Origin of the sequence: Aminiphilus sp., from assembly GCF_029975095.1 — a bacterium.
In the GTDB taxonomy this organism is placed as follows: Bacteria; Synergistota; Synergistia; order Synergistales; family Aminiphilaceae; genus Aminiphilus.
Genome location: NZ_JARKPW010000028.1, coordinates 16,396 through 37,719, shown reverse-complemented (window position 1 = coordinate 37,719; position 21,324 = coordinate 16,396). Strand labels below are relative to the sequence as shown.

Here is a 21,324-nt window from a genome sequence, read left to right as displayed (position 1 = left end):
TTCTCCCGCTCAACGACCGTGCAGGGATGCCACGTCGAGGATGAGAGCAACGTTTCCGTCGCCCAGAATCGTCGCTCCGGCCATTCCCCGTACCTTTGCCAGGAGCTTTCCGAGGGGCTTGATGACGATTTCCTGTTGCCCCACGAGTTCGTCCACGATGAAACCGATCCGGGTCCGCCCAGACCGGACCACCACCACAGGATGTTCCTCGATGGCCTCGCGGTTCACTTCCGTTCCGAGGATACCCGCGAGATCCTTCAGTGAAAGAATCTCACCCCGTACGTTGGTCACGGGAGTTCCGTGCACGTACTTGATGTCATCCTTGTTCACCAGAAGCGTCTCCTCCACGTTTTCCAGGGAGATGGCGTACGTTTCGTCCCCGACGCGAATCAGCAGGGCGAGGACGATGGCCAAAGTAAGAGGAAGGCGGATGAGGACTCTTGTTCCCTCTCCGACCTTGCTCTCGATCTGGAACTGTCCTCCAAGGGACTCCACCTTGCTCTTCACAGCATCCATGCCGACACCGCGACCGGAAAGATCCGTCACTTCCTCGGCGGTGCTGAAGCCCGGCAGAAGCACAAGGCGGATAAGCTCCTCGTCGGTCATGCTCTGCGCTTCGTCGCGGCTGATGATCCCTTTTTCCAGGGCCTTGGCGCGGATCTTCGCCGGGTCGATACCCTTCCCGTCGTCACGGACCTCGATGATGACGCCGTTGCCTTCCTGATAGGCGGCGATGTAGACCTCACCCTCCCGAGACTTCCCCATGCGCTTCCGGTCTTCGGGACGTTCGATGCCGTGGTCCAAACAGTTCCGGATGAGGTGCACCATGGGATCGCCGATCTCGTCGATGACCGTCCGGTCGAGTTCCGTCTCCTTCCCTTCTATGGTGAGACGGACTTCCTTGCCCATGTTTTTCGACAGATCTCGCACGAGCCTGGGAAAGCGATCGAAGACGAAGGAAACAGGGACCATGCGCAACTTGGTCACCAACTCCTGGATCTCCCCGGAAATGCGCCCCAATTGCGAAAGCGGTTCCTCGAAGGCCTTGAGTTTTGCCTCCATGGCCAGGCGTTCGATGCGGGCACGACCGATGACAAGCTCCCCCACTAGGTTCATGAGTTTGTCGAGACGTCCGATATCCACTCGAACGGTTCTTCCCGTCCTTTTCACCGCCTCCGTCGCCTGAGCCCTCGCCGTTTCCGCCCCGGAATCGCGCTCTTCCGATCCACCCTCCGCCTCCTCGCTCCGCACCAGCTCCAGGAGGTTTTGAGAATCCGACGCGGCTTCCAACGCCTGGTGCCCTTCCAGCCTGGTCATCTCCACCGTTCTCACCTCGCTGATGTTCGAGAGGGCCTGTTGCACCTTGTCGGGAAGTTCATGCGTGGCCATGCAGAGGATGAACGCTTCGTCGAAAGCCTCTTTCTCCAACTCCTCCACGGGAGGAACCGTTCTGATGATCTCGCCGAGTTCACCGGCCCTGGAGACGACCATGTACGCCCTGGCCGCCTTGAGCATGCATCCGGCATCCAGAACGACTCGTATTTCGAAAACGTCCATCCCCTGTTCCTTGGCCTCGAGAACCCATTCCCGCTCCTGGTCGCTCATGACGGCACGCTTCTCCGCCTCCTCCTTTCCCGGTGCGGTCTTTCCACTCTCTCCCACAGCGGAAATCCTGGCGTGGAGGGCCTTTGGAAGAGACTCGCCCTCTGGGGTGTGGTCGTCACCACCTCCGCGAACGGCTTCCACCATGGCAGTCAAGGCATCCAGGCATTTGAAGAGAATGGAAATATCCTCGTCATGCAGCGCGAATTGCCCCTTCCGAACCAGATCAAGCATATCCTCCATGGCATGCGTCAGGTGAGCCATGACCTCGAACCCCATGGTGGAGGACATGCCCTTGAGTGTATGAGCTATCCGGAATATCTCGTTCACGCACCCGTCATCGCTGCGTGATTTTTCCAGCGAGAGAAGAAGGTCGTTGAGATTCTGGAGATTCTCCGTCGACTCGTCGAGAAAGGCCCCCAAATACTGACTCATGTCCATGTTCGTCATCGCCATCGTCCTCCACCCGGAAAGAATTTGCGGATCATTCCCTCACCATTTCCTTCAGCGCACCGGCGATATGATAGAGCGGCAATTGCCGGTGGACGATGCCCGCTTCAGCAACCGCACGAGGCATTCCGTAGACGACACACGTCTCCTGGGATTCGGCCAGAATCGTCGCCCCCTTGCCGTACATGGCCCTGGCACCGTCCGACCCGTCCCGTCCCATTCCCGTGAGCACGACCCCGATCGACGCTCCTCCGAAAACATCCGCAACACTCAGGAACAACAGATCCGCCGCAGGTTTCACGGATTTCACCGGAGGCCCGTCGGAAAGTCGGCACACCGCCTGCCCCGGCGCTCCTTCCAACAACAAGTGCTTTCCTCCGGGAGCGATGACGGCGCACCCCCCTTCGAGACGAAGGCCGTCATATCCTTCCATGACCCGAAGAGCACTCAGGTCGTTGAGCCGCTGCGCGAACGAGGCGGTGAATCCCTCCGGCATGTGCTGCACGATCACCAGGGGAATCGGAAATGTCGCCGGAAGTTGCGGAAGAATTTCCTGAATCGCCCGTGGCCCTCCCGTCGAGGACGCAACGGCCACGATCTGGGGCGACCGCGATCGGGAAGATATGGGTTCCTGAAAAATTTCCCTCTCCCTTCTGGAAACGACCGGCGTTTTTCGAACAAGCGTACCCACGTTCGCCTCGCTCGCTCCGATAACCTTCTGACAGAGCTCCGCCGCTACTCTGTGCATATCCAGCGAGATCGTTCCAGAGGGTTTGGTGACGAAATCCACCGCTCCCGCGGACAACGCTCTCATGGTCACATCGGCACCCTGTTTCGTGAGACTGCTCACCATCACCACAGGAGTCGGACGCACGCGCATGAGTTCCTCGAGAAATTGCAGGCCATTCATGCGGGGCATTTCCACATCGAGCGTGATGACGTGCGGCGTGAGATTTCGGACCTGTTCGAGAGCATCCCTTCCGTCCCTGGCACGCCCCACTACCTCGATGCGGGAATCCGCCGCGAGGAGGTCTCCGATCACCTTGCGCATGAAGGCCGAATCATCGACGACAAGTACGCGTATCCGCCGTTCGCTCATGTTCTCCTCACCGTTTGACCAACTCCTGCTGACGAATGAACTCCTGCAGATGCTTCTCCACCAGACGCGGCAGGAAATCGAATTCGACACCCATTTCGTGCTGCCCCGGCTCCTTGGACGGAGGCAGCCACACGACCTTCCCGATCATGTGGAACACTCCCTCCGGAAGAGGAAGCACGAAGACACAATGTTCATCTTTTGTGATAGCACGATCTCCGGCGTACTGCAACCTCGCACCGCCGAGACTCACGTCAAGGATCTTGCCCTGCCTCCATATCTCCCGCAGAGGCGACGCTTCCTCCCTGTCGAGGTTGAAAAAGGACGTCCTCAGGAGACAGGAAACGCGCAGAAACCGCCGTCGCTGCACTCTTTCGAAATCTCCGAAACACCGTGCCCAGAGAATCGGCAACGATCGGCTCAAATCGCTCCGCAACGCGACGACCCTGGCAAGAAGAGGCGCGCGCTCATGTTCGAAATAGACGGAGAAGACAAGATCCCGATAAACAGGCAAGAGCCCTCCTTTTCGGAGAGGGTGGGCGAGGCCGATCGCGCCGTCCTCTTCCACATGTTCGAGAAGCGACGCGTAATGCCCCTTGTAGAGCCCCGCACCGATCCGGATGTCCGCCCTGCACCCCACACGGTTTTTCAGCAGTGCAAGGAGCTCCGCCAGACCGTTTCCCGCATCGCCCACGCTAATCCCTCAATCCGAGGCGACGGGTCAAACGGAAGAGAAATGCCTTGACACCTCGCCCCTGGCGTCCTTCGTCGGAATCTCGGACAACCGTTTCGACACGCGCGAGGCGCCCCGCGATTCCCGCCAGGGACAGAGAAGCCTTGCAGGTCGGAAACGCTTCGAAGAAAGGTTGTCTCAACTGTACCGCCTCCCGCACTTTCTTGTCCCAGGGAATATAGCCCACATAGGGAACGGGGATACTCAGGAACTGATTGGCCGCCATCTGGATGCGCTCCGCCACGGCGGCCGCCTCTTCCTCGGACATGGCCATGTTCACGAGGAGATTCACGTCAAGGCTGCCGGCGGCGTTCAGCGCCAGGGATTTGAGGACGCCGTAGGCGTCCCGGATCGCCGTCGGCTCGGGCGTGGTCAAAAGCACCGTCGTGTCCGACGCGAGGGCAAAGGAAAGAATGTTTCGGTGAATGCCCGCGCTGGTATCCACGAGAAGAACATCGACACGCCCCTCAAGACCGTTCAGTTTGTCGATGAGCGCCAATTGTCGCGTCTGATCGAGGTCGGCGAGCTCCTGCACGCCGGCACCTCCGGGAATGATGAGCACGTCCTCCTTCACGGTGACGATGACGTCCTCCAGCTCCCGCATCCCCCTGATGACATGACTGAGATTATACTTGGGCATCATGCCGAAGAGGATGTCCACATTGGCGAGACCGAGATCCGCGTCGAGAATGGCCACCCGAATCCCCATGTTGTTCATGGCGAGCGCGAGGTTCACGGAAATATTGGTTTTTCCGACTCCGCCCTTGCCGCTGAGGACAGCGATAGTGCGCATTCCCTTGCCTCGGGATGCTCCGCTCGACTGGCCCGAGACGAGAGAACGCAATTCCGTCGCCTGATCGAGAAGTTCTCCCCGAAGAGGTGGATTTCCGTTCGCCCCCTCCTGAAGGAGAAGGCCTCCCGTCGTTTCCCGTCGTACCTGTTCCATGCGGGGGGAACTTCCCGAAAGAGGCGGCATCTGTTTAGCGGCCAACACGATCACCTCCGACGAGGAGTCTTGCGATCCGCTCCGGCTGCGCGACCTCAATGTCGTTGGGCACATTCTGTCCCGTGGTGACGAAAGAAATGGGACGGTCGAAGTCGAGAACGGCATTCATCAGATTTCCGTAGGTCAGCGTTTCGTCAAGTTTCGTGAAGAGAAGGCAGGAAACGGGAACCACACCCATTCTGTCGATTACGTCCAGCATATCTCCGTACTTCATGTTGGCGGACATGACGAGGTGTACCGCCTCGGGACGATAGGATTCGTAAAGGCCGCAGAGTTCGTCGAGACGCTTGCCGTCCCGCTGACTTCGCCCCGCCGTATCCATGAGGATAAGATCCATCTCTTCATGTTTCTGCAACAGCGACGGAATTTCCTCCGGTTCGTAGACGACCTCTATGGGAATACCGAGAATGCGGGCGTAGGTGCGCAATTGCTCCACCGCCGCGATGCGGTAGGTATCCGCCGTCAGAAGAAGCACACGCTTTTTCTCCCAGAGGGAATGGATGGCGGCGAGCTTGGCGATGGATGTCGTCTTTCCCACTCCCGTAGGACCGATGAACATGACCTTCTTTCCCGACATGGCCGTGAGAGGATCCGACCCTACCACGGGAATCCGTTTCTCCAGCCAGACCGCGAAGGATTTGCCGGATCCTTCCTTCCTGAAGGTCCGGGCGAGCGTCCGGGCGTGCTGGATATCCACATCCATATTCGCGAGGAGCCGGGCATTTTCGTCCCCCTCCTCTTCGCCACCCGGGAGAGGCGCACGGCTTTCGCGCCGCTCTTCAAGCCGGGACAGCACCGTCTGCAGGGACGCGTGAATCGCCTCCACCTGCTTTCGAAGATCGGGATCCTCGGAAGGAACCGTCTCCGGGGACATGGGGGGGCGCACAAGAGGCTCCGCTCCCCTGGAGGTCGGACCATAGGTGGCGGCGGCAAGTGTCCTTGCCTGGGTGGACAGGTCCAGTCGGACATTTTCGTTTGCAAGACCGGTAAGGTGCGTCACCTCGGAGGCGACAAAGGGATCCGCCGGAGCGGAAGCCGCATTTCCCTGGGATTCCCTGGCGAGCGTCCCCTTCACGGCCTGTTTCACTTCGAGCAGTCGCTGAAAAGCGAGAATCCGCTCCTTGGCGTCCTCCGACGCGGATGAGTCCGTCCGCTCGTCCTCGAAGAGGCCGGCGGTGACCGAGAGCATCTTCTTTCGGAAGAGCCCGAGAAAACCTCCCCGCTTCACGGTACGGGTGGAAAGGATGACCGCATCCCGTCCGAGCCGTTCGCGTGCGATGGCGAGGGCTTCCGCATCATCCTTGGCATCATAGACAATTTGCCGTATCAAGCGCACCTACTCCACCATCCCCACGGATTTCAGTTGCACCCCCTGAGCCACTTCATTATAGGATACCACAGCTACCTGCGATAAGGTTCCCTCAAGAATTCTCCGAACCACAAGCCGTACTTCGGGATGCACGAGCAACACCGGAACGTGCCCGGAAAGAGCCTGCTGTTCCGCAAAACGGGAGACGGCGGTGATGAGCTGTTGCATTTCCTGAGGATTCATGGCAAGGTTCCACCCCTGCACGAGGTCCCCGTGAATGGACTCTTTCACCCGCTTTTCCCACCGGGGTGAAAGAGTTCCCACGGTGAGCGTCCCCTCCCTGTCCTGGAGCCTGAGGGTAATGACCCGGGCAAGGGATTCGCGAACTCTCTCGGTGAGAAAATCCACGCTCCGGGAGATTCTCCCGAAATCCGCAAGAGCTTCGAAAATGCTCACCAGGTCCCGAATGGGGATCTGTTCCCGGATGAGATTCTGCAACACTTTTTGAATCTCGCCCAGCCCGAGGGCACCCAAAAGCTCCTCCACTGCAGCGGGATGGGATCCTTTGACGAGGTCGACAAGCTTCTGCACTTCCTGTCGGGTGAGCAGATCCGCTCCGAAGCGCTTGATGCTCTCGGAAATGTGGGTAGCCAACACGGAAGGCGCGTCAACCACCGTGTATCCCGCCATCTCCGCCTGATCCCGCAGCTCCGGCGTGATCCACACGGCGGGAAGACCGAAGGCGGGCTCCGTGGTAGGAACGCCCACGAGCGTCTCTTCGCTGCCTCCGGTATTCATAGCGAGATAGTGGTCGGGAAGCAGTTCACCCCGCCCGACCTCGCCCCCTTTGACGAGGATGAGATATTCCGTGGGTTTAAGCTGGATGTTGTCCCGTATGCGGATGGGGGGCACCACGAGCCCCAAATCCATGGCCATCTGCCGCCGGATCGTGCCGATTCGCTCCAGCATATCGCCACCCTGGGCGGGATCCACCAGAGGAATCAGGGCATAGCCGATCTCCACTTCCATGGGGTCCACCGTCAGCAGAGGCAGAACGTTCTCGGGCCCCGGAGCGGGACCCGCCTTTTCGCCCCCCTCAGGGGCGGGCCCACCCGGAGCGGGGGCGCCTCGGCCTCCTTTGCGGGGAGAAGGTTTTCCCGTTGTTTCGGCCTGCACCAGATCCTCCCGGTAAATCCGGTACCCCAGAAACGCCAAAGAGATTCCCAGAAACGCGAAGGGGACCGTGGGGAGCCCGGGAATGACGGCAAGCCCGAGCAGCATGGCGGACCCGATCCAGAGAGGACGGTGGTAGCGGGTGAGCGTGGCCACGATATCCTGGCCGAGATTGGATTCCCCCGCGGCACGGGTGACGATGATGCCCGTGGCGGTAGAGAGGAGAAGCGAGGGGATCTGGGCTACCAGTCCGTCTCCGACGGTGAGGAGGCTGTAGGTGCCGAGAGCCTGAGCCGTGTCCATTCCCCGCTGGAAGACGCCGATGCCCAATCCTCCGAGAATGTTGATCACGGTGATGATGAGTCCTGCGATGGCATCCCCCTTCACGAACTTGGAGGCACCGTCCATCGCCCCGTAGAAATCGGCCTCCCGTTGGATCTCCGCCCGACGCTTCCGGGCCTCTCCCTCCTCAATAAGCCCAGCGTTGAGATCCGCATCGATGGCCATCTGCTTGCCCGGCATGGCGTCCAGGGTGAAGCGCGCCGCCACTTCGGCCACCCGCTCCGCACCCTTGGTGATAACGATGAACTGGATGATGACGAGGATAAGGAAAACGACGCCGCCCACGACATAGTTGCCGCCCACCACGAAGTTTCCGAAGGCGGAGATCACTTCCCCCGCGTAGCCCTGGAGAAGGATGAGCCGCGTGGTGGACACGTTCAGCGCAAGGCGGAAGAGAGTCGCCATGAGAAGGATGGTGGGAAAGGCGGCGATCTCCAGCGCCCTCTTGACGTAGAACGTGGTAAGAAGAATCACCACACCGAAGGTGATGTTCATGGAAAGAAGGATGTCCAGCAGCGCCGTCGGAAGCGGAATGATCATCATGCCTACGATGAGCACGACGAGGAGCGCCATTCCTATATCCGCGTATTTCAGCATCGTCTTGAGTCCCGCTTCCTGTTCGGAAACATTCGCCATGGCCCGCAACTCCCGTTTGTCGGATTGGTATCGCCTCTTCTGTATCCGTGCTCCGCTACTCGTTCTCCTTTCTGTTTTCGCCAGTCTCCCGCGGATTCCTTACGGCACTTTTTCGGAGAGTGCGAAAACAGGAGCACTGCTGACAGCTTCATCCAGGGAATTATCTCTTCTTTTTCAGAGTTCCCTTCATTTTTTCGCCTTCAGTTTATAAACGAAGGCCAGCACTTCCGCAACACCCTTGTAGAGAGTTTCCGGAATGATCTCCCCCACATCCGCCGCCTCGAAAAGAGCACGTGCCAGAGCACGATTTTCCACGATGGGGACGTTGTGTTCCTGGGCAATTTCCCGAATGCGCCTCGCCAGAACACCTTTTCCTTTGGCGACCACACAGGGCGCGTCCATCACCTGTCGCTCGTACTGGATGGCCACAGCGAGCGTCGTGGGGTTCGTGATGACCACATCCGCCTTCGGCACCTGTGCCATCATGCGTCGCCGGGCCAGTTCCCGCTGCCTCTGACGTATACGCTGCTTGACCTTGGGATCGCCTTCCATCTGCTTGTATTCGTCCTTGATCTCTTTCTTGCTCATCCGGATGGACTTCTCGAAATCCCACCTCTGGTACGCGTAGTCGAAGGCGGCGATGACAAACAGCAGAAGGGCCATGCGCAGCGCGAGCCACCAGATCTTCTCCGTCACCACGCTCAGTCCCTGAAGATAGGGAAACTTCATCGCCAGAGCGATGCTCTCCAGTTCCTTCCTCAGGGCGAGATAGAGAACCAACCCGAGGAGCAACGCCTTGAGAATACCCTTGGCAAGCTCCACGAGAGAGCGGAGCGAGACAATCTTTTTCAGACCCGAGATGGGGTTCAGACGACTCAGCTTCGGGATCAACGGCTTGACGAAGAGAAAAAGTCCCACCTGGTAAACCGCCGTGGCGGCCCCCGCAAGCCCGCAGAGCAATCCAAAGGGCAACCACGTGAACAAAAAGACCTTGAGGAAATCCCTGGCGAGTGCCTGCACCCATCCTTCCCGGCCGATCTGCTCCCCCGACATGAATCGCCAGGTCTCCACGAAAAACCCCTTCAGGGAGGCGACCCACCAGAGCGAGAAAGCGAACACCGCCAGAAGCCCCACGAGGATGACCGCCGCCGCACCCAGATCCTGGCTGCGGGCAACCTGCCCTTCCTCGCGGGTCTTCTGCCGCTTCCTGGGCGTCGCCGGCTCGGTTCGCTCTTCGGCAAAAAGCTGCAGGCGAAACGTCCGCATGCGTCGAAGCCCTACCGCCAGACCTGGAGTATTCCCAGAGCGGTCTCCACCACGCGCTCCACCTCTCCGTGGATGAGATCGATGGACATGGGAAGCACCACCATAAGGAGAAAGAATCCGAGCGCCACCTTCAGCGGCAGCCCGAGCACGAAAATGTTCATCTGCGGTACGGTCCTCGCCACGAAGCCCAATCCCACGTCGGCCAGAAGCAGTGCTCCAAAGAAAGGCAGGACCATGCGCATGGCAAGGACAAGCGCTCGCTGCATCCAGAGCCCCAGCCCCGGGTCCAGCGGAAACGCCAGGGACGGGACACCGAGAGGGGCGAGGCACAGGCTTTCTCCGGCGGCGCGCACCAGCAGCAGGTGTCCGTTCCAATGAAAAAAGAACCAGAGCCCCGCGAGAAACTTGAACTGCTCCACCACGGAGACCTGGACCTCGGAAAAAGGGTCCAGCACGTTTGCCATGCCGAAGCTCATCTGCATCCCCACGATACGTCCCGCCATCTGCAACGCATAGAGCGGAAGGCTTCCGAAAAAACCCAGCGCCGCACCGAGAAGATATTCCCGTGTGGAGGCCGTCACAAGACCGCCTATGGTGAGTATCGGCTCCGGGGAAGGGAGTTCCAATGCGGCGGGAAGGGCGAAGAGCGCGAGCAGAAAGGCGAGCCACAGTCGAACCTGAATGGGAAAAGCCGACGCGGCGAAGGCGGGCGCCACGGTGAGAATTCCCAGAAAGCGGAGGCTCACGAAAAAATACAGTCCCAGCAGGAGAAGCTGCGGCTCCGCGAAGATCATTGAACGAACCGATGCAGGTTCCCCAGCAGGAACTTCGCCATGTCCCCCACCTTTCCGAAGATCAGGGGACCGAAGAAGACAATGCTGACGAGCACCGCGATGATCTTGGGAATGAAGACCAGTGTCTGCTCCTGAATGGATGTGGCGGTCTGGAGAATCCCGATCACAAGTCCGATCCCCATGGCGACAAGAAGGATCGGAAGGGCCGACGTGAGCGTCACCCATACCGCCTGCTGCAGCGTATCGTACATGTTGAGAATCTCCACGGCCCTTCTCCTTTCCCGTCTCAGCGGAAACTCGTCACGAGACTCGCGATGACCAGGTTCCACCCGTCGGCGAGGACGAAAAGAAGCACTTTGAAGGGAAGTGATATGAGCATGGGAGGAAGCATGATCATCCCCATGGCCATGAGAACGCTCGCCACGATCATGTCTACCACGACGAAGGGGACGAAAACGACCACGCCCATCTGAAACGCCGTCTTGAGTTCACTCAGAATAAACGCGGGAATGAGGACGCGGAGGGGAACATCATCGGCATTGTTCGGACGGGGCAGTTCCGCCATGGAAACCATGAGGGACAGCTCCTGCTCTCTCGTCTGGCGAAGCATGAAATCCCGAAGAGGCGTCACGACGCCCTGCATGGCCTCCCTCGCCGACATGCGTCCGTCCATGTAGGGAGAGAGTGACGTGTCGAAGATGCGCTGCCACACGGGTGACATGGTGAAAAGGGTAAGGAAGAGCGCGAGCGTAACGATGACCTGGTTCGGCGGCATTTGCTGGAGACCGAGGGCATTCCGCACAAACCCCAGCACCACGAGGATGCGCGTGAAGCTCGTGAGCATGAGGACAATGGCCGGAGCCAGGCTCAGAACAGTGAGAAGGGCGAGAATCTGCAGGGAAAGCACCACGTCCTGGGGCGATTCCGCACCTCGAATGCCCAACTGGAGCGTGGGAATGGGCATGTCCGGCAAAGGCGGCTCCGCCCAGGCCGCTCCCGCGGCAAGAACGAGAAGAAATGCTCCCGCCGCGAGCATACCCCTGGTCAGGGTCGAAGTTGATCCTTTCCGACACACGAGCGCTCCCACTCCTCTCTGCTCCACCGACCCACGACGACGCTTCCGCTCTTCGAGCTGAGAACGGCGATCACATCGGGACCGCAGGCAAACACACGCACGACATCCCGTCCCAGGGGCAACATGGCCAGCATTTCCATTCCCGCAGCTTTGCGCAGGACCGTCCTGGGTGCGAAACGGACAAGAAGATACCCGCAAAGGGCCAACAGCCCCAACGCTAAACCTATGCGAAGCAGATACCCCGTCAGGTCGGTCCCGGCTCTTTCATCGGCAAACGCCGGCGTCGCCAGGAAAAAAACAACAGCGAGGCCTTTCGAAAGGGACTGACCTCGCTTCACGCACTGTGTTCGCCTGCCGGAAGAAGTGGACATGTTCCTCAGGAGATGGCCTTGCTCAACGCCTCCAGAACCCGGTCCGGCTGAAAGGGCTTGACGATGAAGTCCGCCGCTCCCGCCTGAATCGCCTCAATGACCATCGCCTGTTGCCCCATGGCGCTGACCATGACGACTTTCGCTCCGGGATGAGCCTTCTTGATTTCCTTCACCGCCGTGATGCCGTCCATCTCGGGCATGGTGATATCCATGGTCACCACATCCGGTTTGACCTCGTTGAACTTCTCCACCGCGACTTTCCCATTCTCGGCCTCGCCAACGACCTCGAAGCCGTTCTTCACGAGAATATCCTTGAGCATCATCCGCATGAACGCCGCGTCGTCCACAATCAATACCTTCGCACCCATTGGCAGATTCTCCCTCCCCGCAAGGTAGTCCGCAGACTAAATGCCCATGGACCGGATGCGTTCCGCACGACTGACGATCTCGGTAATGCGGACACCGAAACTCTCGTCGATGACGACCACTTCGCCTCTCGCCATCAACTTTCCGTTTACGAGAACATCCACCGGCTCTCCGGCCATCTTTTCCAATTCTACCACGGATCCGGGAGTCATGTTGAGCACTTCGCCGATCGTTTTCCTCGTCCTCCCCAATTCGACGGTAACACGAACGGGAATGTCGAGAATGAGTTCCAGATTCGCCGGAACGGACGCTCCCAGATCCTGCTGCAGCGGCATGAACTCCGCCGGACGCACATCCACTTGGGGTGTCACGGGAATGCCGCGGGGAGGAAGAGGTGCACCGACCGGCGACGGTGAAACCGCCGCTGCCGCAGGCCGTGAAGGCTGGGGCGTGGCCGCCTGAGGTTGGGGCGCCGCGCGGGATGGTTCCGGAGCGGGAGGCGCAAGTGCCTCTTGAATGCGCTTCGCCAGAAGCTGCGCCACGGAGACGGGAAGCAGCAACCACAGATCGAAGGCACCGACGTCGCTCACGTCCACGGCGGTCTTGACACCCCAGACCATTTCCTCAGGGCCCCTTCCCTCAAGGGGAAGCCAACTTCCCTCCTTCAGCGCACCGGAGGCCCCGGAAGGAACGAGACGTTGTCCCTTCAACAGGCCGCTCACATTCGTGAAGGCCGAGCCGATCACTTGGCTGAGCCCCTCCTGGGACGCACTCAAGTAGAGATCGTTCGCCTCGGCGGGAAGCTCTTTTCCATCGCCTCCCATCATGAGATCAGCAAGGGACATGGCTCCCCGCTCGGAGAGCACGATCGCCGCAGGAGCGTTCTCCAACCCGTCGCAGGCAAGGGTGTACAGAAACACGCGACCCGTTCCGTCGGCTCTTTCCGGCATCTCCCGCTGCGGGAACGTTTCCATCCCCGCGACGGAAGCCGCGACGCCACGACCGGCGAGCATACCCACCACGTTGCCCGCCGCATTGGCGAAGATACCCGCCACCTCGCCGAGCACGTCCTGATCCTCGGGACTGAGGTCGCCGCCTGCGGCATCCGCAGAGACGGCGGGAGCACCGCTCAGCAACGCATCAATTTCATCTTGACTCAGGAGTTCGTCCACCACGGCCTACTCCTCCTCTCTCTGGGCCTCGCCGGAAAGCACTTCTGTGACCTTCGCGGCGTAGGCGCCGTCGACGGTTCCCGGAGAAGCGTAGAATTTAACACGATTGCCCACCCGGAGCCCGAGAGGATCTCCCCTCGTTCCATCCAGGCGGATCACGTCTCCCTCCTGAAGCTGCATGACATCCTGAAGACTCAGAATGGAATGTCCGAGTTCCAGCGCCACGGGCACGACAACGGCGTTCAGACGGTTCTTCAGGGCTTCCCGGACACCCTGGATGTCCTTGCGTCCCGTGCTGGCGAACCAGTGCTGAGAACTCAGTTTGTCCACCATGGGCTCCATGACGATGTAGGGCACGCAGAGGTTGATCATTCCCTCCGTCTCGCCCACCTGGACCTTGAGCGTCACGAGAAGCACCATGTCCGTCCCGGGGCAGATCTGCACGAAAAAGGGATTGCTCTCCATGCTGTCGAAACGGAAACGTACGTCCACGACGGTGCTCCAACTTTCCTCCAGCAGTTCCAGCATGCGGAGAAGCACCCGCTCGACCACGGTCCGCTCGATGTCCGTCAGTTCCCGGGCCTTCCGGAGAGGCTCTCCCTTGCCGCCCAACATACGATCGATGATACTGAAGACCAGGTGAGGATTGAGTTCCATCACCGCGTTTCCCGTAAGAGGGTACATCTCCAGGATGGCGATGGTGGTGGGCTGCACGAGAGAACGGACGAATTCATCGTAGGCGAGCTGATCCACCGAGACCACCTCGGCGGAGACCATGGCGCGCACCATGGTGGACAGAGCCGTGGTGACCTGTCGTGCGAAGGATTCGTGAATCATCTGAATGGCCCGGAGCTGGTCCTTGCTGAACTTGTCCGGACGCCGGAAATCGTAGAGTTTGATCTTGTCTTCCCGGGCGCTCTCGGATATGGCCTCCAAATCGACACTGCCACTGCTCAGTGCGCTGAGCAACGCATCGATTTCGCTCTGGGAAAGTACTTCAGGCACCACGTCTCCTCACCTCCTCGGAAAGCGGATCACTGCACGATGAGATCGTCGAAGAGCACCCTCGAAACCGCGGGTTGCCCCTTGACGAGGGGCATGAGCGCATTGAGCCGGCGCTTCACGTCCTGCGCGAACTCGAGAACCCCTTCGGCGGTACGAAGATCGTCGTAGCGACGATCCTTTCCGACGAGGATGACCTCGTTGCGCATTCTGCTGAGCCACCCCGGATCCGCCACGAGAGCGAGGGACTCCTGGGAGGTGACCTCCAGAGTGATGGTCGTGCGCAGCACATGAGGTTCCTTGTCCGCGAGATTCACGGTGAACTCCCCAAGGCGCACCGTCGGTCCCGGAGGCAGCCCCTGGCTGCCGGGAACGACATCAGGCTGGGAGAAGAACTTCAGTCCCACGAAGATGCCGCCGCCGATACCTGCGAGAAGAACCACCACACCCACAACGATGAGGACGATCATTCGTTTCATGCAGAAACCTCCCCTTGGGGGAAAATTGGCGTCACTGTGAGAATTGGGAGAGAAGCACCACGTCTACGCGCCGATTCAGCGCCCGATGCTCGTCCGTATCGTTCGGCACCAATGGCCGGTACTGCCCGAACCCCACGGCCTGAAGGCGCTTCGGGTCGATTCCCACGTTCTCTCCGAAGTAGGAGACCACCGCGGCCGCCCGGGCGGCGGAAAGCCCCCAGTTGTCACCGAAGACACCTCCCCGCAACGGCACCGAATCCGTATGTCCCTCCACGGCGATGGGGGGCTGCACATCCTTCAGAATCATGCCGATCTTCGCGAGCAGCCGCTTCCCCTCGGGGCGGATCTCCGCGCTTCCGCTGGCGTAGAGTACCTGTTCCGTCATGGAGATGGTCACACCCCGCTGGTCGACCCGGACGGTCACTTCACCCTCCAGTCCCTCCTCCCGAACGAGTGTCTGGACCCGACGTGCCACATCGAGGATGTCCTGAGTTTGTTTTCGGACCTCGCCGGCGTCCACTCCAACATGGGCCTGGAAAATCTGATCGTCCGGCTGTGTCGTCTTGCCCCCGGGAAGCACACCGATGGCTCCCTGGAAGGAAAGGATGAGTTTCTGGAATTTCTGCACATCCAGCGTAGAGAAGGCGAAGAGGAACACGAAGAACGTCAGGAGCAACGTCACCATGTCGCCATAAGTCGTGAGCCAACCTTGGCTGATGGTCTCCTCCTGTCGTTTTCTTCTCGCCATGCTCCGTCATCCCCTTTCCGAACCCGGGCGCGAAAAAACCACTCTCACGCCGCCTCGTCCTTGTCCTTCTTCTTTGATTCCTCAAGCAGCAAACGCATCACCGGCGGCAGGAAAACCTTGAGCTTCTCCTCCACGATGCGCGGATTTTCTCCGGCCTGGATCGAGAGCACCCCCTCCACCATGAGTTCCCGGGAGAGCACTTCCTGGGCGGTGCGCACGCCGAGCTTCTTGGACATGGGAAGGGCGATGACGTTGGCGATGAAGGAGCCGTAGAACGTGGTGATGAGGGCCACGGCCATGCCGGGCCCCAGTGCGTTGGGATCGTCCAGGTTCTTGAGCATCAGGATGAGGCCGATGAGCGTTCCCAGCATGCCGAAGGCAGGCGCGAGTTCCGCCATGGTGTCAAACATCTTCTTGTTCTGGGAGTGTCGTTCCTCCAGAAGCCCGATCTCCGTGTCCAGAATTGCCTTCACCAGTTCCGGATCCGTTCCGTCCACCACGAGCTGAATGGACTTGCGCAGAAAATCGTCCTCCAGCTGACTCGCATCCTCCTCCAGGGCGAGCAGTCCCTCCCGCCGGGCCTTCTCGGCAAAGCTCACCATGGTCTGCACCAAACCGACCAGATCCGGGCTTGAGGAGAAAAAGGCCCTCTTGACCACCTTGCCCATGTCCTTGAAGCGTTCGATGGGGTTGCTCATGATGACCGTCCCGAGCGTCCCCCCCGCCGTAATGAGCAACGACGTCACATCCACGAAGGCTCCGGGATCACCGCCGGCGATGATGCCCCCGATGACAAGAATGAGCGCCAAGGATAACCCGATTACGGTTGCGAGGTCCACGCCTCCACCTCCCCAACTGCTGCGTTTTCATTGTACATCGAAATCCACTGGCGGTCTTCCTCCGACCCCTTCTCCAAGGAGGAATCGGAAAAAATCTCACGTTGCGACAACGCTTTCTACAAACAGAAGCTATGACGACGAAAATTCCCGATGGTCGACGACACGACGACGAAACGCGAGGATTCGCTTCGTCACTTCCTCCATGGGTTCTCGTACCACGTAGCGATGTCCGTTGGAGAGAAGGATCACCGTATCCGGCGTGGTCTCCACCGTCTCGACGAGATCCGCGTTGAGGACGAAAATGCTTCCGTTGAGTCGCGTGAGTTCGATCATGCGCTCCACCGCTTTCTCCAGGAAAAGAGGGGGCAGTCACCCCCTCCGGCCGGTGCAACGAATTTCTCTTCAGAGCGAAACCATACCACAATAGACATCCCCCGGGAAGCCTGCGCCTGTCTTTCCTGCCGGCGACACCGCGTCCGGAGGACACGCGGCAACGACGGAGCAACCTAGCGCTTCAGGTTGATGAGTTCTTCGAGAACCTGGTCTCCCGTGGTGACCACCCTTGCGTTGGCCTGAAAACCGCGCTGCCCCTTGATGAGGCTCACGAACTCCTCCGCCAGGTCCACGTTGGACATCTCCAGGGAACTTCCGGCAATCTTGCCGGCTCCACCCTCCTGGGGGTTGACAATCTGAGCCACGCCGGAATTGGGGGATTCCATGAACACCGTCTCTCCCATCTTGAGAAGTCCCTGGGGATTCGCGAAGAGCGCAAGGGCAAGCCGCGCGATTGGCTGGTTCTTGCCGTTGCTGTAGACCCCCGTCACAATCCCGTCGGCACCCACGGCAAAATCCTCAAGCACGCCCATGGCATAACCGTCCTGATAGTATCCCTTCGTCGTGAAGGCCGATCCGTACTGGGTGACCCCCTCAAGATCGTCCTTTTCAAACGTTTTGCCGGAGAAATCAAGCGTCACCGTGGTGTCCTTGGCCCCGACAGCACCGAACCCCAGGTCGATCGTGGCGGTTCCTGTTCCGGTGATGCGACCGTCCTGCCCGAAGGTGATGAGCCCCTCATTCCCCGTGATGGGGATTCCAGGATTGTCCGGAAGCCAGGCCCGCCAGCGCCACTCGTTGTTGGAGGTCTTCTCCCAGCTCACCTCCAGCGTGTAGGCGTTTCCGAGGGAGTCGTACACGTCGATCTTCGTCTCGTGAATGCTCGAGATTCGCTGGTTCAGGGAGCCCAGAGTCTCCCCGGTCGCCGCGGGAGGTACTCCTCCGTCGGAGGGCTGAATGAGGAAGGACCTCCCCGAGGGGTTCGCCACGAGAAAGATATCGAGCGTGTTGCCCGCACCGTCATCCAATGCGATGGGATCGATGTCTTGGGTTGCCGGATTCGAATCGTAGCTCCGGAAGGTTCCGTCGCTGTTGAAAAGAATCGGTCCCGCCGCCGGATCCTGGGAATCGAACACGGCCATGGGGACGGGGTTCACTCCGCCAGCGCCATCGTCACTCTGGTACCAGACCTTCATACGATTCGACGCGGGGTCGAACTCGGTGAGAACCTTCCAGGTAAGGTTCGGATTGGCGGGGTCCTTGAAGGTAACGTAATCCATATCAAGATTATCCCAGAGATTCATCTCCCACCGATCAGTGCCGTCCTGCACGGTGAGGAGACCCGTGTTCGGATCGTATGTCGTGGCCGCCGTCAAAGCTGCGGTCGAACCGGCACCGATAGACAGGACAGGGTTTCCCTCCGCATCCACACCATCGAGCTGCATTTCGAGCGTGCCATCCAGAGGACCGCCGGCACCATCAAAGGTGATGCGGAGAAAATCGTCCGGCGTGGCCGGTGGGCCTCCGGCACTCTCGGCGAAGGTCACGGTGTACTGCGTTCCATCAAGCGTCACTTTCTGCTGCGTTCCTACTGCGGTGAATCCCGAGGCGAGATAGGTGGGAACGCTGCTGTCCAGGTTGCACCGGAACCCCACCAGTTCGGTCTGCTTGGCGGGGATCTTCTGGCCGATGGGAATGTTGATGGCCCCGAGAGTGCTTCCCTGAACATATTTGGTGGGATCCGTGGGATCCTGGGACATGGCGTACCCCTGGAGCATGTAGCCCGTTCCGGAACTCACCACGTTGTCCGCCCCGTCGCGGATGAAGGACCCCGCCCGGGTGTAGTAGGTGTTGTTTCCGTCCTTGACGACGAAATAACCATCCCCCTGGATGGCGAAGTCCGTAGAGACACCCGTGTAACTCACGTTCCCCTGGGTGTGGATGGTTTCGATGGCCGCCACGTTCACACCAAGCCCCACCTGCATGGGGTTGATGCCTCCCCGTCCCGCTCCGGCATCGGGCGCGGTGGCTCCCTTCGCCGTCTGGTACAGCAGATCCTGGAAGGTCGTGACGGATTTCTTGAAGCCCGTGGTGTTCACGTTGGCGATGTTGTTGCCCACCACGTCGAGATAGGTCGTGTGAGCTTTGATACCCGTAACGCCGGCCATCAGAGATCGCAGCATGGCGGTACCCTCCTCATGAAGTCATTTTCTTCCGTTTTCGTCTGCAATCCCTTGCCGTTGCGAGCGCTGCTCCTCCCTGGCCGCGCACGGGAAACCCTTCTCCCCCAATCGGTCAACACGGAACAACATGTTCTCGTGCCTGACAGTCCCCTTCTAAATCAGGCAACACCGATGACGTTCTCGAGAGGCACACTACCTCCATCGTAATGGAGCGTCACTTCCCCCTGGTTGAAGGTTACGGAAGTCACCTTGTAGGAAAGTTCCTCGCCGTCACTGTTGTAGAAGGTGACGGTTCTCCCGATGTAATTCACCGCGTTGGTCATAGCGAAGTTCGTCATGCTCTCCAGCCCCGCGTTGAGGTTCGTCAACTGCTCCAGGGAACTGAACTGCGCCATCTGGGCGATAAACTCTTTGTCCTCCATGGGGTTCAGCGGATCCTGATGCGTGAGCTGCGTAATGAGAAGTTTCAGGAAATCGTCCTTGCCGAGTTCGGTCTTCACCGTTCTGGTTATGTCGTCCGAGCTGGTACCGCTTGTGGAGGAAGCACTTCCCGTTCCCGCCACGCTCGACGTCTGAAACATGTCGGTTCACTCCTTTCCGTTCAGGCTATCCAGTGCAGCAAGCCTCGTTCGAGGTCAAGCCGCACGGTTCTCCGTTCCTCGTCTTCGTCGGAAACACCGTCTTCCACACCGGAAAGTCTGTTCGTCCGCCGGTTCTTTCCGGAATCGCTCTGGCTGTGCTGCTGCTCTTCCTGCTGCCGGACATCGACGCTGAGCTGGCCCACGGTGATTCCCTGCTGTGCGAGGGCCTGCCGCAACTGGTCGAGCTGGCCCAACAGGGTCTGCCGCAACGCCTCGTTGTCCACCCGAAGCACCGCCTCCATGCCGTTTCCCGTGGTCTGGACGGTCACGTCCACGCGTCCCAGAGCGGGAGGATCCACGATGATCCGGGCACGATGCCCCTCCTCAGTGGCAATCACACGCACCACTTCCGTCATTCCCTCGGGCAGGGCCGCGAGCCCTCGCCCCTGCAGCGGGAGGGACGTACCTTCTCCGGGAAGAGGTCCCGGGACACTCCGCGCCGGACCGGAAATACCGGAGGACGCACCCCCGTCAAGGAACGAGGAGAAAGCCGTCTCCCTGCCGGCCGATGCCGAAGACATCGCGGTGTTCCGGGCTCCCTGCCCCTCACGTCCTCCTGCAAATGCATCACCACTCCGTTGCTCCGTTTCGGCATGTTCCTCCGGAACCTCCAGAGCCGCGGCCTGCCCCAATTCGTGCGACGCGCTTTTGCCCGCCCCCTCATCGCTTTTAGGACGAGCCTCATTCGGAACAGAGCCGTCCGGCAAGAGCGAACGTTCTGTCACCGCCACATTCCGGGGGAGCGCATCCTCCGCAACTGCCTTCTCCGTCACCGTTCTCGAGATATTCTCGAGCGTCGATTTCGAAACCGGCACCGGAGTTTCTTTGCTTTCGACCGCTCCGGAGAGCGCGTCCTCGGAAAGATTGTTCACAAACCCCTCCCGAAAGGACGCCGCAACGGAACGAGGCGTTCCGGAAGCGTCATTCTCTTTGGAAAGAGGTATGCCCTTTTTCAACGAAGCCGCGTTCTCTCCATCCGCTGCTTCTGCCTTCTGAGATCCTTCCTCGAGAGAGACAACCCCGGGGGCATCCTTGTCCGCAGCGTCATCGCCTTCACCGAGGTGTCCCGCCTGCGAGAGCACCGCTTCTTCCGCACAGGCCACGTGTCCGTCCGGAGCGACAACCGCCGCCATTCCATCACGGTATTGTTCTTCGACCGGAACCACAGGTTGGTTTTCGGGCACCAGGGCAGATGGAACGACAGGAAACTTCTCTTCAAGCAAATGTTCCGAAGTGACCTCAACGCCACCGGGTGCCGTAGGCACTGCGACGATCTCGGCGACATCCATGCCGTTCGCCAGGCAGGAAAGCGCACTCTCCGGCGCACCATCCCGAAGCGCATCCGCGCCTGCTTCCTCTTCGCACGACACATCCTCCTCTTCTTCCTGCGAAGGATCGGCAAGCACGTCTTTCGTCGGAGCCTCTTCTCCGTTGCCGATCCAGAACGTCCACGCCAGCTCGACGAGCCCAGGCGAAAGAACTCCCGGAACGGCAGCGGAAGATTCCGGAAGCACTCCTTCGAGAAGGAGCCCTTTTTCGTTCTTCCCGGCATCACCTTGGGAAAGGCTCTCCCCCGCAGTGGAAAGGAGCGTCTCAAAAACCGCTCCGGGAGAGGCGCTTTGGGTCTTGGCGGTTCCCTTTCCCGCAGAGGAAGCCGAAGCGGGGTCCGGAAAAAGTGCCTGGACGGAATTGACGGACATGTTCAGGG

At 59.9% G+C, this 21,324-nt stretch carries 21 protein-coding genes; all 21 read right to left on the bottom strand.

Going from position 1 to position 21,324, the window contains the following annotated elements; all coding sequences use genetic code 11:
- Positions 1-9: 9 nt before the first annotated feature.
- The 21 genes from Q1K49_RS01815 to Q1K49_RS01715 all read right to left on the bottom strand — a co-directional run bounded on the left by Q1K49_RS01815 (position 10) and on the right by Q1K49_RS01715 (position 21,316).
- Positions 10-2,052 carry a chemotaxis protein CheA gene (locus Q1K49_RS01815; RefSeq protein ID WP_300522108.1) on the bottom strand — a complete coding sequence of 681 codons (2,043 nt, stop codon included), beginning with the start codon at positions 2,050-2,052 and terminating at the stop codon, positions 10-12.
- 34 nt (positions 2,053-2,086) lie between these two features.
- Positions 2,087-3,151, bottom strand: coding sequence for a chemotaxis response regulator protein-glutamate methylesterase (locus Q1K49_RS01810; protein ID WP_300522106.1), 1,065 nt, complete (start codon positions 3,149-3,151; stop codon positions 2,087-2,089).
- A gap of 7 nt (positions 3,152-3,158) precedes the next feature.
- Positions 3,159-3,842 (bottom strand): PilZ domain-containing protein, encoded by a 684-nt coding sequence (locus tag Q1K49_RS01805; protein WP_300522104.1) that lies wholly within the window; start codon positions 3,840-3,842, stop codon positions 3,159-3,161.
- A gap of 1 nt (position 3,843) precedes the next feature.
- Positions 3,844-4,827, bottom strand: a complete 984-nt coding sequence (locus Q1K49_RS01800; protein ID WP_300522102.1) for a MinD/ParA family protein — start codon at positions 4,825-4,827, stop codon at positions 3,844-3,846.
- A 34-nt stretch (positions 4,828-4,861) separates the two neighbouring features.
- Positions 4,862-6,223: a flagellar biosynthesis protein FlhF gene (gene flhF, locus Q1K49_RS01795; protein WP_300522100.1), complete on the bottom strand. Its 1,362-nt coding sequence runs from the start codon at positions 6,221-6,223 to the stop codon at positions 4,862-4,864.
- Positions 6,224-8,347: a flagellar biosynthesis protein FlhA gene (gene flhA / locus Q1K49_RS01790; RefSeq protein WP_300522098.1), complete on the bottom strand. Its 2,124-nt coding sequence runs from the start codon at positions 8,345-8,347 to the stop codon at positions 6,224-6,226.
- A 186-nt stretch (positions 8,348-8,533) separates the two neighbouring features.
- Positions 8,534-9,613: a flagellar biosynthesis protein FlhB gene (gene flhB / locus Q1K49_RS01785; protein ID WP_300522096.1), complete on the bottom strand. Its 1,080-nt coding sequence runs from the start codon at positions 9,611-9,613 to the stop codon at positions 8,534-8,536.
- A gap of 11 nt (positions 9,614-9,624) precedes the next feature.
- Positions 9,625-10,359 (bottom strand): flagellar biosynthetic protein FliR, encoded by a 735-nt coding sequence (locus Q1K49_RS01780; RefSeq protein WP_300522093.1) that lies wholly within the window; start codon positions 10,357-10,359, stop codon positions 9,625-9,627.
- 44 nt (positions 10,360-10,403) lie between these two features.
- Entirely contained in the window at positions 10,404-10,673 is a 270-nt protein-coding gene (locus tag Q1K49_RS01775) for a flagellar biosynthetic protein FliQ (protein WP_029165892.1), read from the bottom strand.
- A gap of 20 nt (positions 10,674-10,693) precedes the next feature.
- Complete coding sequence (fliP, locus tag Q1K49_RS01770; protein WP_213693322.1) at positions 10,694-11,443, bottom strand: flagellar type III secretion system pore protein FliP; 750 nt, start codon at positions 11,441-11,443, stop codon at positions 10,694-10,696.
- Between the two features lie 8 nt (positions 11,444-11,451).
- On the bottom strand, positions 11,452-11,820 hold the full coding sequence (locus Q1K49_RS01765; protein ID WP_213693316.1) for a hypothetical protein: 369 nt from the start codon (positions 11,818-11,820) through the stop codon (positions 11,452-11,454).
- A 38-nt stretch (positions 11,821-11,858) separates the two neighbouring features.
- Positions 11,859-12,221, bottom strand: a complete 363-nt coding sequence (locus tag Q1K49_RS01760; protein WP_029165889.1) for a response regulator — start codon at positions 12,219-12,221, stop codon at positions 11,859-11,861.
- Between the two features lie 36 nt (positions 12,222-12,257).
- Entirely contained in the window at positions 12,258-13,394 is a 1,137-nt protein-coding gene (gene fliY / locus Q1K49_RS01755; RefSeq protein WP_300522087.1) for a flagellar motor switch phosphatase FliY, read from the bottom strand.
- A gap of 3 nt (positions 13,395-13,397) precedes the next feature.
- On the bottom strand, positions 13,398-14,399 hold the full coding sequence (fliM, locus tag Q1K49_RS01750; protein WP_213693318.1) for a flagellar motor switch protein FliM: 1,002 nt from the start codon (positions 14,397-14,399) through the stop codon (positions 13,398-13,400).
- A 26-nt stretch (positions 14,400-14,425) separates the two neighbouring features.
- A complete protein-coding gene (locus Q1K49_RS01745; RefSeq protein ID WP_213693319.1) occupies positions 14,426-14,872 on the bottom strand; it encodes a flagellar basal body-associated FliL family protein in 447 nt (148 codons plus the stop codon).
- Positions 14,873-14,903: 31 nt separating this feature from the next.
- Positions 14,904-15,620, bottom strand: a complete 717-nt coding sequence (locus Q1K49_RS01740) for a flagellar motor protein MotB (protein ID WP_300522082.1) — start codon at positions 15,618-15,620, stop codon at positions 14,904-14,906.
- 44 nt (positions 15,621-15,664) lie between these two features.
- Positions 15,665-16,459: a motility protein A gene (locus tag Q1K49_RS01735; protein WP_300522080.1), complete on the bottom strand. Its 795-nt coding sequence runs from the start codon at positions 16,457-16,459 to the stop codon at positions 15,665-15,667.
- A gap of 129 nt (positions 16,460-16,588) precedes the next feature.
- A complete protein-coding gene (locus Q1K49_RS01730; protein WP_300522078.1) occupies positions 16,589-16,792 on the bottom strand; it encodes a flagellar FlbD family protein in 204 nt (67 codons plus the stop codon).
- Between the two features lie 173 nt (positions 16,793-16,965).
- Positions 16,966-18,975 carry a flagellar hook protein FlgE gene (locus Q1K49_RS01725; RefSeq protein ID WP_300522075.1) on the bottom strand — a complete coding sequence of 670 codons (2,010 nt, stop codon included), beginning with the start codon at positions 18,973-18,975 and terminating at the stop codon, positions 16,966-16,968.
- 158 nt (positions 18,976-19,133) lie between these two features.
- A complete protein-coding gene (gene flgD / locus Q1K49_RS01720; RefSeq protein WP_213692464.1) occupies positions 19,134-19,556 on the bottom strand; it encodes a flagellar hook assembly protein FlgD in 423 nt (140 codons plus the stop codon).
- A gap of 20 nt (positions 19,557-19,576) precedes the next feature.
- On the bottom strand, positions 19,577-21,316 hold the full coding sequence (locus Q1K49_RS01715; RefSeq protein WP_300522070.1) for a flagellar hook-length control protein FliK: 1,740 nt from the start codon (positions 21,314-21,316) through the stop codon (positions 19,577-19,579).
- Positions 21,317-21,324: the final 8 nt, after the last annotated feature.

Excerpts from the sequence above, each read along its gene's own strand:
- flhB (WP_300522096.1), bottom strand. The coding sequence starts at position 9,613 with ATGCGGACGTTTCGCCTGCAGCTTTTTGCCGAAGAGCGAACCGAGCCG.
- fliP (WP_213693322.1), bottom strand. The coding sequence starts at position 11,443 with ATGCTCGCGGCGGGAGCATTTCTTCTCGTTCTTGCCGCGGGAGCGGCC.
- Q1K49_RS01800 (WP_300522102.1), bottom strand. The coding sequence starts at position 4,827 with ATGGAACAGGTACGACGGGAAACGACGGGAGGCCTTCTCCTTCAGGAG.
- Q1K49_RS01760 (WP_029165889.1), bottom strand. The coding sequence starts at position 12,221 with ATGGGTGCGAAGGTATTGATTGTGGACGACGCGGCGTTCATGCGGATG.
- flgD (WP_213692464.1), bottom strand. The coding sequence starts at position 19,556 with ATGTTTCAGACGTCGAGCGTGGCGGGAACGGGAAGTGCTTCCTCCACA.
- Q1K49_RS01730 (WP_300522078.1), bottom strand. The coding sequence starts at position 16,792 with ATGATCGAACTCACGCGACTCAACGGAAGCATTTTCGTCCTCAACGCG.
- Q1K49_RS01715 (WP_300522070.1), bottom strand. The coding sequence starts at position 21,316 with ATGTCCGTCAATTCCGTCCAGGCACTTTTTCCGGACCCCGCTTCGGCT.
- Q1K49_RS01810 (WP_300522106.1), bottom strand. The coding sequence starts at position 3,151 with ATGAGCGAACGGCGGATACGCGTACTTGTCGTCGATGATTCGGCCTTC.
- Q1K49_RS01745 (WP_213693319.1), bottom strand. The coding sequence starts at position 14,872 with ATGAAACGAATGATCGTCCTCATCGTTGTGGGTGTGGTGGTTCTTCTC.
- flhA (WP_300522098.1), bottom strand. The coding sequence starts at position 8,347 with ATGGCGAATGTTTCCGAACAGGAAGCGGGACTCAAGACGATGCTGAAA.
- Q1K49_RS01740 (WP_300522082.1), bottom strand. The coding sequence starts at position 15,620 with ATGGCGAGAAGAAAACGACAGGAGGAGACCATCAGCCAAGGTTGGCTC.
- Q1K49_RS01815 (WP_300522108.1), bottom strand. The coding sequence starts at position 2,052 with ATGACGAACATGGACATGAGTCAGTATTTGGGGGCCTTTCTCGACGAG.
- Q1K49_RS01725 (WP_300522075.1), bottom strand. The coding sequence starts at position 18,975 with ATGCTGCGATCTCTGATGGCCGGCGTTACGGGTATCAAAGCTCACACG.